11 protein-coding genes are annotated in these 18,678 nt (G+C 34.1%); all 11 read right to left on the minus strand.

Going from position 1 to position 18,678, the window contains the following annotated elements:
- Positions 1-37: 37 nt before the first annotated feature.
- A complete protein-coding gene (pckA, locus tag LO744_RS19120; RefSeq protein WP_230672267.1) occupies positions 38-1,654 on the minus strand; it encodes a phosphoenolpyruvate carboxykinase (ATP) in 1,617 nt (538 codons plus the stop codon).
- A gap of 126 nt (positions 1,655-1,780) precedes the next feature.
- Positions 1,781-2,686: a GYDIA family GHMP kinase gene (locus LO744_RS19125; RefSeq protein ID WP_230672269.1), complete on the minus strand. Its 906-nt coding sequence runs from the start codon at positions 2,684-2,686 to the stop codon at positions 1,781-1,783.
- 10 nt (positions 2,687-2,696) lie between these two features.
- Positions 2,697-3,572 carry an ACP S-malonyltransferase gene (gene fabD / locus LO744_RS19130; protein ID WP_230672271.1) on the minus strand — a complete coding sequence of 292 codons (876 nt, stop codon included), beginning with the start codon at positions 3,570-3,572 and terminating at the stop codon, positions 2,697-2,699.
- Between the two features lie 57 nt (positions 3,573-3,629).
- Positions 3,630-5,354 (minus strand): LysM peptidoglycan-binding domain-containing protein, encoded by a 1,725-nt coding sequence (locus tag LO744_RS19135; RefSeq protein ID WP_230672274.1) that lies wholly within the window; start codon positions 5,352-5,354, stop codon positions 3,630-3,632.
- Between the two features lie 37 nt (positions 5,355-5,391).
- A complete protein-coding gene (gene bshC, locus LO744_RS19140; RefSeq protein WP_230672276.1) occupies positions 5,392-6,978 on the minus strand; it encodes a bacillithiol biosynthesis cysteine-adding enzyme BshC in 1,587 nt (528 codons plus the stop codon).
- A gap of 12 nt (positions 6,979-6,990) precedes the next feature.
- Positions 6,991-8,931: a putative porin gene (locus LO744_RS19145; RefSeq protein ID WP_230672278.1), complete on the minus strand. Its 1,941-nt coding sequence runs from the start codon at positions 8,929-8,931 to the stop codon at positions 6,991-6,993.
- A gap of 92 nt (positions 8,932-9,023) precedes the next feature.
- On the minus strand, positions 9,024-10,451 hold the full coding sequence (locus LO744_RS19150; RefSeq protein WP_230672280.1) for a RagB/SusD family nutrient uptake outer membrane protein: 1,428 nt from the start codon (positions 10,449-10,451) through the stop codon (positions 9,024-9,026).
- A gap of 17 nt (positions 10,452-10,468) precedes the next feature.
- Positions 10,469-13,306, minus strand: a complete 2,838-nt coding sequence (locus LO744_RS19155; RefSeq protein ID WP_230672282.1) for a SusC/RagA family TonB-linked outer membrane protein — start codon at positions 13,304-13,306, stop codon at positions 10,469-10,471.
- 301 nt (positions 13,307-13,607) lie between these two features.
- A complete protein-coding gene (gene infB / locus LO744_RS19160; RefSeq protein WP_230672284.1) occupies positions 13,608-16,619 on the minus strand; it encodes a translation initiation factor IF-2 in 3,012 nt (1,003 codons plus the stop codon).
- A 78-nt stretch (positions 16,620-16,697) separates the two neighbouring features.
- Positions 16,698-17,933, minus strand: a complete 1,236-nt coding sequence (gene nusA / locus LO744_RS19165) for a transcription termination factor NusA (protein ID WP_230672288.1) — start codon at positions 17,931-17,933, stop codon at positions 16,698-16,700.
- A 16-nt stretch (positions 17,934-17,949) separates the two neighbouring features.
- Complete coding sequence (rimP, locus tag LO744_RS19170) at positions 17,950-18,417, minus strand: ribosome assembly cofactor RimP (RefSeq protein ID WP_230672290.1); 468 nt, start codon at positions 18,415-18,417, stop codon at positions 17,950-17,952.
- Positions 18,418-18,678 lie beyond the last annotated feature (261 nt).

An 18,678-nucleotide genomic window follows, 5' to 3' on the forward strand; every position in this document is an offset into this window, starting at 1 on the left:
AAGCCTCATCAAATTGATGAGGCTTTCTTCACTATTTCTAAATGGTCTGTTCCTGCAATTGAGGACCAGAAGCAATCAGCTTTTTACCTTCGTCAGTATTGCAATACTGCTCAAAGTTTTTGATATATTTTGCAGCAAGATCTTTTGCTTTTTCTTCCCATTCTGCAACATCACTGTATGTATCTCTAGGATCTAAAATTCCTTCAGAAACATTTGGCAATGAAGTTGGAATTTCTAAATTCATTACAGGGATAGTCATTTTATCAGCTTTCTCAATTGATCCATCGATGATAGCATCAATAATCGCTCTTGTATCTTTTAATGAAATTCTTTTTCCGGTACCGTTCCATCCAGTGTTTACCAAATAAGCTTTAGCACCGTGTTCTTTCATTTTCCCAATTAATGTTTTAGAATACATTGTAGGATGTAATGTTAAGAATGCTTCACCAAATGCTGGAGAAAATGATGGTTGTGGCTCAGTAATTCCTCTTTCAGTACCTGCTAATTTTGAAGTATACCCACAAAGGAAGTGATATTGAGCTTGGTTTTCATCTAAAATAGAAACTGGAGGCAATACCCCAAAAGCATCAGCAGAAAGATAAACAATCTTGCTTGCATGACCTGCCTTAGATGGTAAAACGATTTTGTTAATATGGTAAATAGGATATGAAACTCTCGTGTTTTCAGTGATAGATCCGTCAGTATAATCAGCAACACCGTCGTGTACCACAACGTTTTCAAGAAGTGCATCTCTTTTTATCGCTCTGAAAATATCCGGTTCTTTTTCTGCTGACAAGTCAATTACTTTAGCATAACAACCGCCTTCGTAATTGAAAACTCCGTTGTTATCCCAACCGTGCTCGTCATCACCAATTAAATATCTTTTAGGATCTGCAGATAAAGTCGTTTTTCCTGTTCCCGAAAGTCCGAAGAATAACGCTACATCTCCTTCTTCTCCTACGTTTGCAGAACAATGCATTGATGCCATTCCTTTTAGTGGAAGGTAATAATTCATCATCGCAAACATTCCTTTTTTCATTTCACCTCCGTACCAAGTACCTCCAATAATCTGAAGTTTCTCAGTAAGGTTAAACATTACAAAGTTTTCAGAATTTAATTCCTGCGCTTCCCAGTTAGGGTTTGTTGTTTTTGATCCGTTAATTACTGTGAAATCTGGCTCTCCGAAAGTTTCTAATTCAAAATGAGAAGGACGGATGAACATATTCGTAACGAAATGCGCCTGCCAAGCAACTTCAACGATAAATCTTACTTTAAGTCTTGTGTCTGTGTTCGTACCACAAAAAGTATCTACTACATAAATCTTTTTTGCGTCAGAAAGCTGAGTTAGTACCAAATCTTTACATGATTCGAAAACTTCAGGTGTTGTAGGTAAATTTACTTTACCGTCCCAGAAAATAGTATCTTTTGTAACATCATCCTGAACAATATACCTGTCTTTAGGCGAACGGCCCGTGAAAATACCGGTTTTTACAGATACTGCACCAGATTCTGTAAGTTCAGCTTTTTCAAAACCTTGATTTTCAGGTGAAATTTCCGCTTGATATAACTCTTCGTATGAAGGATTATAAATTAATTCGTAATCTCCTTTAATCCCTAATTTTTGTAAATCTTGGACGATTTTAGCGTTTTTCATTTTACTTATATTTTCTTTTTCTTTTGTTTGTTTAACTTGATGAATATTAACAAATTGTTAAACGTGGATAAATATAAACATATAAGCGAAAATGACAAATAAAAAATAACAGCTATAAACTACTGATTAACAGTCTATTAAATCATCCCATTCGAAAATTGTGGTAAAACCTTTTCCCCAAAAATAGTCCTTAAAGCCTACAAATTTTGAGCTCATTACAAAATCCCCGCCCCAAGCACCTAAACTTTTGACAAAACTTGGGCAATCTGAGAAAAACTTAGACTTAACTGTCGGAATTTCAATAAAATCAGAAATTTTTTGTTCATGTATCATCATTAGTTCTGAAAAATTTTCCAATTCATCACATAACAAAATATTTCTTGTGAGATTTGAAAATTCATCTACCATAATTTGAGACTTTATTTTTGACCTGTAAAGTTGAATAGCTTCGCGGCTATCTTGCTTTTGATTGAGGTGAATAAAAATGAGTTCATTTTTAAATTTCGGACTAAAATTTATCTTCTCAAAAGAGATTTCTGGTTTATTCTGAAACAACACTGCAGATTTTGCATTGGCCACCGCAATATCGTATCCACTTCCACCCAAACTGATTGTATTCAGATAAAAAGGATCTACTTCTGACCATTCGGCAAGATTGTTCATTAAAGTAGAGCTGCTTCCTAAACCATAATCTGAAGGAAACTGAAGGTTTGTTTTTAAATGATAGGTATCTGTGCTTTTAAATTTAGTTTCAGAAAGGCTCTGAACGTTTTTAAGAGTTTTAAGAATAAACTCTGCACTTTGATTAATATTGGTTTCTAAAATCTGCCACGTTTTATAATCGATGACCGCTTTTAACCATAATTCGTTTTGATGATAGGCTTCCCAGAAAATAATAGGCTTCCCGTCTTGCTTTTCTTCAAAAAAAAACTCCTGCCCTAGCTTTGTGGGTACCGCTAGGACAAGAGCTCCGTCTACAGCGAAATATTCTGAAGTAAGCATAAGCTTTCCCGGTGAATATATTTCGCCCATTTTATTTTAATTAGATAGCAGAAGCAGAAGCTACTGTACTATTAATTTTCTTGATTAATCCCTGAAGAGTTTTCCCAGGGCCAACTTCTACAAAATTTGTGGCACCATCTTTAATCATATTCTGTACAGACTGCGTCCACTTTACAGGTCCCGTTAATTGAGCGATAAGATTAGCTTTAATCTGATCTGGATCTGTAATAGCTGTAGTCGTAATATTTTGATACACAGGAATTGTTGCTTTTCTGAATTTCGTATTTTCAATAGCAGCAGCCAATCTTTCTTGCGCAGGTTGCATTAATGGTGAATGGAAAGCTCCGTTTACCGGTAGTAATAGTGCTCTTTTTGCCCCCGCTTCTTTTAATTTAATACAAGCTTCTTCTACCGCAACCGTTTCACCCGAAATTACCAATTGCCCAGGACAGTTGTAATTTGCAGGAACTACTACTCCGCTGATTGATGCGCAGATTTCTTCTACTTTAGCATCATCTAACCCTAAAATAGCAGCCATAGAACTTGGGTTTGCATCACAAGCAGCCTGCATTGCTTTTGCTCTTTCAGAAACAAGTTTCAACCCGTCGTCAAAAGATAAAACTCCGTTGGCAACCAACGCCGAAAACTCTCCCAAAGAGTGACCTGCAACCATTTCTGCACCAAGACCATTTACCGCTTTTAAAGCTGCAACAGAATGTATGAATATTGAAGGTTGTGTAACTTCTGTTTTCTTAAGATCCTCATCTGTTCCCCTAAACATAAGGGAAAGAATATCAAAACCTAAAATTTCGTTAGCAGATTCCATCAGGTCTTTAATGTCTTTACGGGAGTCGTATAATTCTTGTCCCATACCTACAAACTGTGATCCCTGACCTGGAAATATAAGTGCTTTCATTTATTTATTTAAAGTTTAATATCAATTATAGTTTAATAATAGAGTCCTTAAAGAGTTTTAAGGAACCAGTCTGATCACACGGAAACCAGTATTTACATACGCTCCGTTTGATTTAGATTTTACAAATTCAAATTTAGTAGCCAACTGAGTTTGCACTTTATTGATTTGTTTAAAGATTTCTCCTTTTTTATTTTCTCTTGTCAGCATATCGTTGACTACATCAAAACCAATCACGGCATATTTACCCGGAGTTTTGCAGTATTTTGATTTGTATGCAGCTAAGATTTCTTTTTCAAAACTTCCGTCAGTATTGATTTTTCTGTCCATTAGATAAACCAAACTTGCCTGACTCAATTCATCCACTTTTTTATCGAAACTGGGCACGGCATACATACTGAATGCTTTTATACCCTGCACTTCTTTCGACAAAGCAATTACTTTATTTGAAAAAGCTTCTCCTAAAGCATCATTATCACTCGCCAAAATTGCAATAACCGGAGCAGATTGCCCTGTCATCATGTTTTGATCCAACTGAATTTCTGCAGCAGTATTTACAACAGTAATCTGAGCATTTTTAATATTTTTCTCAAGACTAGACTTCAGATAATTGGCATTCTCTTTTTTAGCGTCTGCAACAATATAAATTTTCTGATTAGAATATACCGATTTTACTTCTTCAGCAATTTTATCGGCATACGTTTGATTGTTGGTTTCAACAATAATCAGATTGCTATAGTTATATAATTCCGGCGAGTTGGCAAATGGAGCCACTACAGGAATTTTTTGAGTTTTAGTAAAATCTAAAAGGTCAATAACATTTGACTTGAAGAAAGGCCCGATAATTAAATCGGTATTATTAGGATTGATTTGCGATAAAGAACTCTTAAATGAGGCTTCATTACCTGAATCAACAATTTTAATATCTAATTTCTGTCCGTTTGAAGCATTTCTTTCGATTGCTAATTTTGCACCGGTAAGAAAATCGGTAGCCATTGCACGATACTGAGTTTCATTGGTACTGTACCCGAAAGGAAGCATCAAAACAACGCTTAATGCATCACCATTCTTTTTGATATAAGCAGCATCAAGTTTTCTGATTTTCAAAATCATTCCGGCTTTTAAACCTTTTGATAATTCAGGATTTAATGCAATCAATTCATCAATTGTAACTCCGAATTTATTTACAATTGAAAAAACTGTATCGCCTTGTTCAACTGTATATGTAGCATATTCATCCTGATTAGAATGTGCACTTCCGCCAGAAGACCTGTCGTTTCCGGAATCTATTTTAGTTTTGTTATTATTTACCGAAGTAGATTCAGTAACACGCTCAGCAGGTTTTATTACGGTAGCGGCTATTGTCTGATTTCCACCGTATTTTTTAATACTATCTAGAGGTAAAGTGATTTCGTCTCCGATTTTCAAATGAGAATCCAAATCAGGATTCAATTTTCTTAAATCAGTCTCAGAGATTCTGTATTGTTTAGTAATACCGTAAACCGTTTGTTTAGGTTGAAGGATTATTTTTCCAGTTTGTGAAGAAGTATTTACAGCAGGGGTTTTAGTAGAAACAGCAGTTCCTGTTTTCACATTCACAACATCGCCGATGGAAAACTTCCCGTCTTTCACTGCAGGATTCAGCTTATAAAGCTCATCCAGTGAAATTCCGTATTTCTTAGAAATATTGTAGGGAGTATCCCCTTTTATAACCGTGTGTGTTTTCTGAGCAGATAAACTTAGAAACATACATAAACCAGATAGTACAAAAAACCTCTTAATCATTTTCGATATTATAATTTACAAAAATACTTCTTTAAAATTAAATGGCAACAATTATTAATTTTGAATCTTCTACCACCATCTCCTCCATGCAAAATTCTATCCAAGAAAATCCGAAATCTGCAAAAAATACAGAGAAATTATATATTCTTTCTTGCCAGGTTTTTGACGGATGAACATCTAAAAATAGATTCTCCAAACGTTCTAAAAGCTCATTTTGTTTTATCTTTTCAGCACGAAGAAGCCTTTTTTTCATTCTTTCGAAAGATTTCAATTGTCTGGTTTCTTCAGCTTTTACAAGATTTCCAAAAGACTGGTCTGTACTTTCGGCTGCGTTTTTCAATTCTAAAAACTGCTTCGTCAAGAGATTTTCTTTTTCACTAAGTAAATGAAGAATTTCATTATTATCTAAAATTTTGTCATTCGTAATTTTTGTGAAATTCTGAAAAAAATCATCCAACTTTAAATTAAGTTTTTCAATTTTCCCAATTGTCTTTTCTTTTAAAAATAACATCGAGTTCCTCGGAATCAAGATTGGAAAAGGTAAATTGAGTTCCGTAAAATAGTCTTTCAATTCGAGCCAGTACATGATTTCTGCATTTCCACCAATATAAGCAAGATTTGGCAAAACAGTTTCCTGATAAACAGGTCGCATCAATGCATTAGGGCTAAATTTTTCAGGAGAGTTTTCAAGTTCACTAAGAATTTCTTCTTTTGTAAACTGAATATTTTTATCTACAACGATATAGTTATTACCATCAAAATCTATCCTATCACGAGTTTCGGAAAGATAGAATAAATTAATTTCCCGAGGATTAACCTGAACTTTGCCGTATTTATCTGTCAGAAAATCTACTTTCTCTATTGAGTTTTTATGTAAGCTGAAATTCTCAAGCTCATCTTTAAAAACATCTTTAATTTGGTTTTTAAGTTCTTTTGAATCGCCATCTAGAATCAATAATCCAAAATCTGAAAACAATCTGTGAACCAAAGTCTGAATGGCTTTCGTTAAAGTATTTCCATTTTTATACGCTTCTTTAAGCATTAAAATAAGCTCAGTTCCGAAAATAGAATCTTTAAATTCTTTTTCAAATTCAGAAATAAAAAAAATATCATTTATAAAAATCCTTCCTACAGCACCACCAGAATGTTCATTGATTTCGTAATAATTATTCTCAGTTTTAAAATGATTGATTTCTGCAAAATCATGGTCTTCAGAAGCCATCCAATAGATTGGAACAAAATTGAAATCAGGGAAATTCTGCTTTAAATAAGTACAAGTCTTTATCGTCTGCAGAATTTTATAGATAAAGAAAACAGGTCCGGAAAACAGGTTCAACTGATGCCCGGTTGTAATGGTAAATGTATTTTTATGCTTAAGATTTTCTAAATTCTCAATCTGATTCGAAGAAAGTTTAAAATCAGAAAGCTGCGATTTTATGGCTTCAGAAAGAATTTCTCTTTTATCTGAAGTGAACGAGTCTTGTTTTGAATGAATTTGCTGAGCGAAATTTTCTAGTGAAAAAGTATGTGCTTCAAACCCTTCAATATCATGATTCAGGAAATCTTTTACCAATTGTGGAATACTTTCAATTTCGCTGAATGCTATTTTGTTTATTGTTTTCAACCTGCTTAAATTTTAGTTGAACATATACCATAAAATCCCGATGTTTAATCTAAAATCATAAACCGGATAATGTGGAAATGCATAAGATTTGTTATGAGAAACGAGCGTTCCTATTTGCTGACCTTCGATAAAGAAAAACATTCTTTTAACTTTCATATTGACATAAACATCTGCAATAGGCTGTCCTCCGATAGAGAAAGAATCTGCGCTCGGTAAAATATATTCGTTAAGAATCGGGAAATATTCTCGACTCGCAAATTTTGAGAAATAATATACTTTTAAACCAGCCTGAACTTCTGCTGCATTCTTGAATGCTTTAGACTGAAAGAAAAAGTTGGCTCTTCCTATAAAAGAAGGCAATGGCAACAATTCTTTATTCGTTAAAACATTTTGAAACTGTAATCTTGTATTTAAATGAAACTTGCCGTAACTGAATGTTGCATCACCACCGATTTGAGAAATATTGACAGAGTTGTCGCTTTGTTTTGGCATTGCCGCAACATCAAAATAAGTATAATTATCTATTCTAAAATAGTTGGCAAACAATTCTGTTTTAAACCATTTTAGATTAACATTTCCTCCAATTTCAGTTACCGACTGATTTTTTGCATTGGTAAGGAAATAATTGAAATTATTATACACCGACGCATTCGCAAGATAATTGAATGACGGATATGAATTTTGGAAATTCACTTTTGCATTCACAAAATAATCTTTAATAGGCTCAAACTTGATATTATTTGTCGTCTTCAAATAATTTCCAAACTGATTTCCTTTTGAAATTTCTAAGAATGAATTAACCTGGAATTTATCAAATAGTTTAACCTGTAGATTTCCAACTGCTCCCAATCTATTCTCTTTAAGTTCAGAAGGAATTTCAAGATTCGGCAATGTAATTTGGTCAACCCCAAATTTTAGCATTTGATATCTTAATCCTGCATCCAATTTAAAACGTTCGTTATCGAAGACCAAACTGAAAGTATTGCTTAAATTATTTGAATACTTTTTCGTTGCAAGAGGAAAACCATTTACGAGTTCCGCCGCTGAAGTATACCAATATGGCTCTAAAGCACCTTGATTATAATAATATTTATTCCCTTGATTAAAAATAGTATGTCGAATTCTAAAAGGAAATTTTTCTGCATTAAAAGGAGTAAACTGATGACTCAAATAATATCTACGGTAAGAATATTGTGAACTCGATGATGCCAAATTCACCAAAGCTCTATCTCGACTTCTAAATTCACTATCTCCAGACTGAAACAGGTTGTCATCGACAATTCCTCCATTTTCCTGGTTGTTTACATTCTGATGAAGGTAATGAGCAAATAATTCATAATTTCCACTTTTTGAAGTATAATGCCCTGAAAACAAAGTATTGTTGTTGGCTGCTAATGAATTTCTGTAAAATCCTTGAGAACGAAGTCCCATATAATCTAAAGCGAAATTAAATCGCTTCCCAATATTTTGGGTATACGTTGACTGCAAAGCTGCTCCGTTTTTCATTGCGGTATGATAAATAAAAGTAGCAGTAGGCGTTTTTACATCATAATATTTGATATCATTGACTCCTAAAATACCGTACGATTTATTTGCCGGCAGTAGAGAAAGATTTTGCTCAGCATTCACTTCGTAAGATAGAGGATTGAATCCCGACCCTATATTTGCAAACTGCACTCTTCCAAAATTATCTCTGTTGTTATACTGAGAAAAAATATACGTTTTATTAAAGGTCATCGCTGTATCAAATATTTTCTTTTCAGAAAACTGCGTTTGATACTGATAATCATTAATCGTTGGTTTAAAAATTTTAAGAGAATCTTTTTTCCCGGAATCTATTACTAAAGTATCTTTTAGCTTTTTATCGAGCAGGTTAGAGTCTGTTTTATTAACAATAACCTGAGCCTTCGTAAAGGGAGCGAGGAAAAATATGATTAGAAAAAGGTATTTCATGAATATTTTTTGTACAGCAAAAATAAGAAATAAAAGGCAATAAAAAACCCCGTCGATTGACGGGGTTTTGGTTTATATAATTATATTAATAATTAGTTATCATAACCAGGATTAGATACAATTGCAGTACCTGCAACATTTGTTTCTGATTGAGGAATTGGGAATGCCAATAAATTATTTCCTAAATTAACGGTTCCGTTAGTTCCTCCATTTGAAATATTTTTAGGAAGATTTGTACCCCATCTTAGTAAATCCCACATTCTAAATCCTTCACCTAAAAGTTCTCTTGATCTTTCAGCTTTAAGGATGTTAATGTCTACTACTGTTGGTGCAACATAAGGAACAATTTTTACTCTTTCAGCGTGAATTGCTTGATAATAACCTAATGCAGTAGCAGCGCTTCCTCCGTTTAACTCAGCTTCAATACCATTTAGTAAAACTTCTTCATATCTCACCATTCTGATATTGTTATCACTAGCTAAAGCAGGATATTTTCCATTTAAAAATCTACCTGCTACACCACTAGAAGCTCCTATAGCATTTCTTCTAACATCTTGTGCAACATAACTATTATAGGTAGCTGTTTTTACTACAACATTCTTATAAGCACCTTCACCATTATAAAAATCATTAAGTGAGGGAGCAATTGTCACAGCAGAACCTACTGCCAATTCGAACATTGAATTTGAAGCAGAGTTATTAAGTGTGAAACTAGAAACAAAAGACTCACCCTTTACAACGCTCCATATTCCTGAAGCAACTATATTGTTTACTAAACTTCTTACTTTAGGATAATTACCTTTGTAAAGATAGTATCTCGACATTAATGCCTCAACAGAATGGTCATTCAAAACGGTTTTATCTCCATAAGAATTATTAGAATTTCCATCTAGATATTCAAATGCCTTAGCAAAGTCAGCTTCAATCTGTGCTTCTGTTTGCGCAATAGAAGATCTAGCCATATTAGCAGATGGATTATATTTTACTGGCAAAACCACTCCTAACTGAGCCGGGTTTTGAGTATATTTTTGTCCAAACAATCTTAGTAAATCAAAAAACGCTTGTGCTCTAAGTGCATATGCTTGCCCCTTTAGATGTTTGACTTTTTGACTAACTACAGCAGGATTAGCCGATTGTGCCCATGATAGATTATCTGCAGTATTAATAATTATATTTGATTTAGCAATAGCAGTATACATCGCCGTCCATGCACCAGTTGACTGAGCATTTGTTGAAAGCATTGTATAATTCATTATTGCGTTATGATATCCACTTCTTGTATTAGAATACATTTCATCACTTCTTACTTCAGATGTAGTAATAAAATAGTTTCCATAATAATTAAAATCTCTCATCGTCGCATAGTTACCATAAGTGAAAGCTTGTAACTTTTCAACTGTTGTTATGGGAGCCTGCTCTTCAGTATTAGAAAACTCTGTTTCTAAAAAGTCATCACTACATGATACTATAGTAAAAGCACCTATTATGGCAAAAGCTGCCTTAATTATATATTTTTTCATTTATTTAAAAATTTTATTTAAAATTCAACATTAAAACCAATTAAATATGTTTTCATTGGTGGCAAGTTTAAATCAGTAGTACCTAATAATGCCATATCTGGATCATATTTTAGATTTTTATCATATCTATGAGTAAGAAGATTATTACCCATTACATATACTGTAATTTTATTTAATTTAGACCCTTCTAAGAAGTTTTTATCAAAAGTATATCCTAATCTAATATTGCTCAATCTTAAATAATCTGCTTTGTATAAGAATCTTGTAGAGATGCTATTAGACAGTTTATTTCCATTATAAATAGGTTTTGGATTTGCCGCATTAGGATTATTTGGTGTCCAATAATCCATTTGAGAAGAATACCCAGCATAGAATAAATTGTATTGACCATCACTCTGAGTATAATTTGCCCAGTTATCATATAGAGTTGCACCAAAACTATAAGTACCTTGAGCCGAAAGGTCAAAATTTTGATAACTCATTCTTAAACCAACACCTCCATAATATTTAGCAACTCTATTTCCTTGAATAGCTCTTTGTGCCAAGTTATAGTTATTTGTTGTTTGACCATCAACTCCATTCAAATACCAAAGTGGATCACCATTAGCAGCATCAACACCTGCCCATTTTCTCATGAACCAGCTATTCATAGTTTCTCCTTCACGAACTAAAGTAGAACCACTAAGAATTTCTTTTCCACCGTAAAGTTTAGAAACTTTATTATCCAATAGAGAAAGGTTTGCATCCATACTTAAAGAGAATCCTTTTGAATTTGATGCTTTAATAATGTTTGCATTAACACTAAATTCATAACCTTTATTAATCATTTCACCAACATTTTGAGAAAAACCTGATAAACCTTGTGATAATGACAATGGAACAGTAAGAATCATATCCTTAGTTGTCTTGTTGAAGTATTCAGCAGTAACCGTTAAATTATTATTGAAGAATCCTAAATCTAAACCTATGTTTAGAGGATTAACGACTTCCCATTTAAGATTTGGATTAAAGAATCCTCCATAACTTGCTCCTGCATGATTATTATAATTAAGTCCATAAGAATATAAAGAATAAGGACTTGCAGTAATTCTATTACCTACTTCTCCATAAGACCCTTTCAATCTTAAAGTATTAATATACTTATTGTTTTGTAAGAATAATTCTGCAAAATCAACACCTAGCCCAACTGAGTAGAAATTTGCGCCTTTAGAACCAGGATAAAACTGAGAGAGAGCATCACGTCTGAACATACCATCAACGTTCAAAAAGTTATCAAATCTGTAGCTCATATTTCCTCCAAAACCAGATCTAGTACTCACGGCATCATTTCCTGTAATATCGATAGGCTTAATAAAGCTGTCTAAAGATTCAAAAGCTTTTCCACTAACTGCTGTAATATTTGATGTTCCTGAAAGATATTTTCGATTTGACTTGTATGCTTCTTGGAATGCGGTAACATTAAATCTATTTTTATCTCCGATATTGAAACTATACTCTAACATATTAATTAAGTTAAAGTTAAAGTGCCTACTATTACTCGTAAGCATTTGACCTTCAACAGTATATCCATCTCCATGAATTGGAGACCAATACACGTCTTCTTCAATATTGATATATTCTGGAGCAAATGTAAATTTATAATTTAAACCTTTAAGAATTTTATATCCAACATTTAAATTACCAAATAAACGCGTTGTATTAGCTCTATTGTAATTAATTTCCTGTAAAGCAGCCGAATTGAAATTACCTGAAGGTAAATTTCCATTAATACCATAATACCAAGAACCATCAGGATTTCTCACTGGATCAATTGGTAAGTTAAAATACTGAGCAATTAGTGGATTAGAAAATGATCCCGAATCTGCCAATGTATTCATTGTACTATTTGAAAACTGGAAATCAGTATTTATAGTTAAACGATCCGTTGGCTTATACTCAAATTTTGCTCCAAAATTTGCTTTTTTAAAATCACTTCCTTTGTAAATACTTTCTTGATTGAAGTACCCTAGTGAGTTATAATATTTAAATTTATCTGTCCCCCCCGACATGCTAAAATTAGTCTCAGTTTGGGTTGCAGATCTTTGCAATTCTTTTGTCCAATCTGTATTAGTATCCATATACTGTGCAAATCCTAAGAAATCTTCATTCGGATCTACAATCGCATTATAGGCTTCATCAGTAGAAGAGAAACCAAATGGAGCATAATTGTACATTGTTTGAGAAGCTAATTTCAACCAGTCGCTTTTATTGATTGCATCTGGCATCTTAACTGCCATTTTATTTGTCCCAAAATTACTTGAGAAGTTAAATCTAGGCTTTCCTGCTTTACCAGATTTTGTAGTAATAATAACCACCCCTGCTCCTGCATCCGCACCATAAATAGCAGTGGAAACAGCATCTTTCAGAACGGTCATAGACTCAATATCATCGGTATTAAGGTTTGCCAAAATATTTCCCGTGGTATTATTATTCGTTAAATCTCCTGATGCAACCCTAACACCATCAACTATAAATATTGGGTTGTTATTCCCATTAATAGACGTATACCCTCTAATTCGTAAAGTTACAAATCCTCCAGGTTGCCCAGAAACAGTTCCAGCTTGAACACCTGTCACCCTTCCCATTAAAGCCTTTTCTGGAGAAGAAATAGGTAAGTCGTTAAGTTTATCTGCTTTAACTGTACTGATTGAACCTGTAACTTCTTTGACAGCTTTTTTCCCTCCTAGGCCCATCAAAACTACTTCTTCAATTTCAGTTTCTTTTGCCGTTGTATCAGGCTTTTTTGTTTGCGCATAAGCCATAGATCCTATAAAGAACAATGCCCCCGCACTTAATACACGTAATTTAACATTCATATTAACAAAATTTTAATATTTTTAATGAGCAAATATGTTAATAAATATTAACATATGCAAATTTTTAACTTATATAAATTCTATTTTTTTATTTGAAATACTATAAAAACAAAGAATTTATTAAAAATCGACAATAAATATTATTTAAAACCATTAAAAATAGAATAATGTAAGAAAATCACCTAGATTTAAGAGATTTTGAACAAAATAAAAAAAATTATTTAGAATCAATTTAAATAGTATTTTTTATATAAAAAAACCATCCCTTTCGGAATGGTTTTAATTTATTTATAAAATCAAATTACTTTAATTTCTTCTTTACAGCAACTTCTTCGTATACTTCAAGAATGTCATACTGCTCGATATCGTTATACCCTTTAAGGTTTAATCCACATTCGTAACCTTTTGTAACTTCTCTTACGTCGTCTTTGAAACGTTTTAAACTTTCAAGCTCGCCATCGAATTTCACAATACCATCTCTTAGTAATCTTACCTTAGACTGTCTTGTTACTTTTCCATTAAGAACCATACAACCTGCAATAGTTCCTACTTTAGAAATCTTGAATACCTCACGGATTTCAACATTACCAATAACTTGCTCTTGAATTTCCGGAGAAAGCATTCCCTCCATCGCTTCTTTTACTTCATCAATCGCTTTATAGATTACAGAATATGTTCTGATTTCAATTTCTTCACGGTCAGCAAGATCTTTAGCATTTGCTCCAGCTCTTACATTAAATCCGATAATAATCGCATCTGATGCTGCCGCTAAGTTGATATCAGATTCAGTAATTTGTCCTACACCTGAGTGAAGAATATTGATACTGATTTCTTCTGTAGATAATCTTTGTAACTGATCAGAAAGCGCTTCTACCGAACCATCCACGTCACCTTTAAGGATAATGTTTAATTCTTTAAATTCACCTAAAGCGATACGTCTACCCAATTCTTCAAGCGTAGTATGCTTCTTCGTTCTGATAGAAAGTTCTCTTTGTAACTGCTCTCTCTTATTCGCGATTGCTTTACCTTCACTTTCATCGGCATAAACACGGAATTTATCACCTGCTGTAGGCGCTCCGTCTAGACCTAAAATTGTAGTCGGAATAGAAGGGCCTGCTTCTTCAAGGTTTTTCCCTCTTTCGTCAAGCAAAGCTTTTACTTTACCGTGGTTTTTACCAGCAACTACATAATCTCCAACTTTTAAAGTTCCGGTCTGTACCAACATCGTTGCGACATACCCTCTACCTTTATCTAATGAAGCTTCAATAACAACTCCTTGTGCCGCACGGGTAGGATTAGCTTTCAACTCAAGCATTTCTGCCTGAAGCAATACTTTCTCTAATAGGATATCCATATTGTTACCCATTTTAGCTGAAATCTCTTGCGCCTGAACATTTCCACCCCACTCTTCTACCAAGATATTCATTCCTGAAAGTTGTTGACGGATGTTGTCTGGGTTTGCATTTGGCTTATCTACTTTGTTGATAGCAATAATCATTGGTACCCCAGCAGCTTGTGCGTGAGAAATTGCTTCTTTCGTCTGAGGCATTACATCATCATCCGCAGCAATAACAATAATTGCTATATCGGTAACCTGCGCACCTCTCGCTCTCATCGCAGTAAAGGCCTCGTGACCTGGTGTATCTAAGAATGTAATTCTCTGACCATTTTCCAGTTTCACATTATAAGCACCGATATGCTGAGTAATTCCACCAGATTCACCTGCGATAACGTTGGTTTTTCTGATGTAATCTAGTAGTGATGTTTTACCATGGTCAACGTGACCCATTACCGTTACAATTGGCGCTCTTGAAACAAGGCTTTCTTCTGTATCGATATCGTCTTCAGAATCTGTATCTTCAAGATCAGCATCTGAGAATTCAATTTTAAATCCAAATTCGTCAGCTACCAACAATAATGTATCAGCTTCCAATCTTTGATTCATGGTAACCATTACCCCTAGAGAGAAACAAGCAGAGATAACTTCTGTAGGAGAAACATTCATTAAACTTGCCAATTCACCAACAGTGATAAATTCGGTTACTTTTAATGTTCTGTCTGCAGCATCAATTTCTTGCTGACGCTCGTCTTGCTCTCTACGGAAACTTCTCTTATCTTTTCTATGTTTAGAAGATTTAGATTTACCTCCTTTATTAGTTAATTTCTCAAGAGTTTCCTTGATTTGGTTTTTAACTTGCTCATCGGTTAACTCGACAGGCATAGTTCTTTGTCCCGGTCTATTATTTCCGAAACGGTTTCCTCCTTGTCCTGGTGGACGGTTTCCTCCTGGGCCACCTTGACCTGGTGGACGGTTTCCTCCTGGGCCACCCGGACGGTTTTGACCACCTTGTCCTGGAGGTCTGTTCCCTTGGTAACCACCTTGTCCTGGTGGACGGTTTCCTCCCGGACCATTTTGGCCTTGCGGACGGTTTTGACCACCTTGTTGATTGTTTCCACCTTGTTGGTTGTTCCCCGTATTCTGGTTAGGACCCCCTGGTTTCTCAATTCTTTTTCTTTTCTTTTTAGCTCCTGAGTTTGGTTTTGGTGCAAACTGACTTAAGTCAATTTTTTCACCAACAATCTTAGGGCCATCAAGTTTTTGATAAACAGTTTCGATTTTTTGAGGTTCCTGAGGCTCCTCTTTAGTAGGTTCAGGTTTTTTTTCTTCCACTTTTGCTACAGGTTTTTCAACCGGTTTGGGTGTTTCTTTAACAGGTTCAGCAGCTTTTGGTTGAGCTTTCACTTCTTCTGTCTTAGGTTTATCTTTTTTTACAGGTCTGTTTCTGTTTCCTTCTATTTGAGAAAGGTCAATTTTATCCAAAACTTTGAATTCTTGCCTTTCAGGAGTCGTTTTTACTACAGGAACGGGTACCACTTCTTCTTTTATAGTTTTCACCTCTTCTTTCACCTCCTTCACTTCTACTTTTTCTTCTTTCTTTTCTTCTACAGGCGCAGCTGGTACAGGAGTTGGTTCTACTGCAACAGGTTCAGTTTTTTTAGGATCAAGATCTATTTTACCTAAAATTCTGGTTTCTGGTTTTGTATTAGCTTTAGCTCTTATTACTTCAGGTGCTTTCTTTTCTTCCATTTCCAGTTTTTCTTCCGGAACTTTAGAAATAACCACCTCATGGGAAGCTTTACGTTGCTCACCGTCTTTGGCAAACTCAGCTTCCAATGCAGAATATGCCGCTTCTTCTAATTGAGCGTTAGGATTGTTTTCAACCACAATATTCTTAGACTGTAAAAACTCTACCATCCTAGACATCGATATGTTAAATTCCTTAACCGCTTTATTTAATCTTATTTTTGGCATCTATATTATTTACTGTTTTTTTTTAATTGTTAAATTAAAGTATTCTTTTTTACTGTTATTAAAATTTATTTCTAAAAATTAATCTTCAAATTCTTCTTTCAATACACGTTTCACGTCATTGATGGTTTCTTCTTCTAAATCTACCATATTCAAAAGACTTGCTGTATCTTTATCTAAGACAGATTTTGCAGTAGTAAGACCTACTTTCTTAAACTCATCCAAGATCCACTGCTCGATATCGTCATTGAATTCTCTCAAATCAACATCATCATCTTCGCTTGCTTCTCTGAACACGTCGATTTCGTATCCTGAAAGCCAAGAAGCCAATCTGATGTTTTGCCCTTGCTTCCCGATTACTTTAGAAATCTCTTCAACTGGAGTATAAACCAAAGCATAATTGGTCTCTTCGTTGATGTCAATTTTATTGATGGTAACATTTCCTAAAGCTCTCTTCACCATAATCTCAGGGTTTTTAGACCACTGAATTACATCTATATTTTCGTTTCTCAATTCTCTTACGACACCGTGAATTCTAGAACCTTTCACCCCGACACAAGCTCCTACAGGATCGATTCTATCGTCGTAAGCATCAACTGCTATTTTTGCTTTTTCACCAGGAATTCTTACTGCCTTTTTAAGCACAATCGTTCCGTCTTGGATTTCTGGAATCTCTAATTCTAATAATTTCTCTAAGAATTTTGGAGCTGTTCTTGAAATGATAATTTGTGGTTTTGAACCTTTAAAATCTACCGTTTCAACGATTGCTCTAATATTTTCTCCTTTTTTGAAGAAATCTGCAGGAATTTGATTTTCTTTAGGTAAGATAAACTCATTCCCTTCATCATCCAACAAAATTACGTGTTTATGACGAATGTGGTGAATTTCACCGATTACGATTTCACCAATTTTATCTCTGAACTGATCATACAACATTGCATTATTATGTTCCTGCAATTTTGTTGCTAAAATTTGCTTCAGCGTCAAAATACTTCTTCTTCCCAACTGAGCCACCGGAATTTCCATGGTAAAATCTTCACCCACTTCGAAAGTAGGATCTATTTTCTTAGCTTCAGTGATTTCAATTTCTAAATCATCATCTTCAGACATTTCGTCTTCAACGATGGTTTTATTTAAAAATATCTGAAAGTCACCTTTATCAGGGTTTACAATTACATCAAAGTGATCATCAGAATCAAATCTTTTTCTCAATAAAGTTTTTAGAGAATCTTCAATGATCGCCATTAGATCAATTTTACTGATTCCCTTTTCGTCTTTAAAATCACCAAAGGATTCAATCAACGCTATATTATCCATTTATCTTTTTTTTCTTTTAAAATTTAAGTACTACCAAAGCCTTCTTTATTTCAGAGTAAGGAATTTCTTTTTCCTCCTCTACATCTACTTTACCTTTACCGACTTCTTTCGGTTTACGGTAACGCAGTACAAGAGTAATTTTCTCTTCATCTACTTTTGCAAGCTCACCTTCGATTTCTGAAGAATCAGTCAACAAAATCTCAATTTCGCGGCCGATATTCTTCTGAAATTGTCTCGGAGTAGAAAGCGGCTCGCTTAATCCTGCAGACATCACCTGAAGGCTGAAATCGTGCTCTTCACGATCCACATTAAATTCTATTGCACGGCTTGCATCCAGACAATCTTGTACAGTAACACCATGGTCTCCGTCTAAGATTACTGTAATATCATCTCCTGCGGAAAACTTCAAATCAATAAGAAACAAGTCTTCTCTTGTCTGAAGGAAATCATTTAACAATGTTTCAATATTTTTTCTAAACTCCATATATTATTTAATCCTGATTTAACAGTACGAAAAAAGGCTTTCTCTTAGAAGCCTTTCCATTTTTTCCGTTAATCTCCTGCAAATATATGACATTTTTATAAAACACACAAATACACTTCATAATCAACAGAATAAGAATTAATCAAAAACAAACAACACCTTATCGTCATGATAACCTATATTCACTATAAAATCAATCTTATCTATCATCTTTAATAAGATATCGTTTATTAAAAAGAACCGTGAAACAATTTTTAGTAT

The organism is Chryseobacterium turcicum, from assembly GCF_021010565.1.
GTDB lineage: Bacteria > Bacteroidota > Bacteroidia > Flavobacteriales > Weeksellaceae > Chryseobacterium > Chryseobacterium turcicum.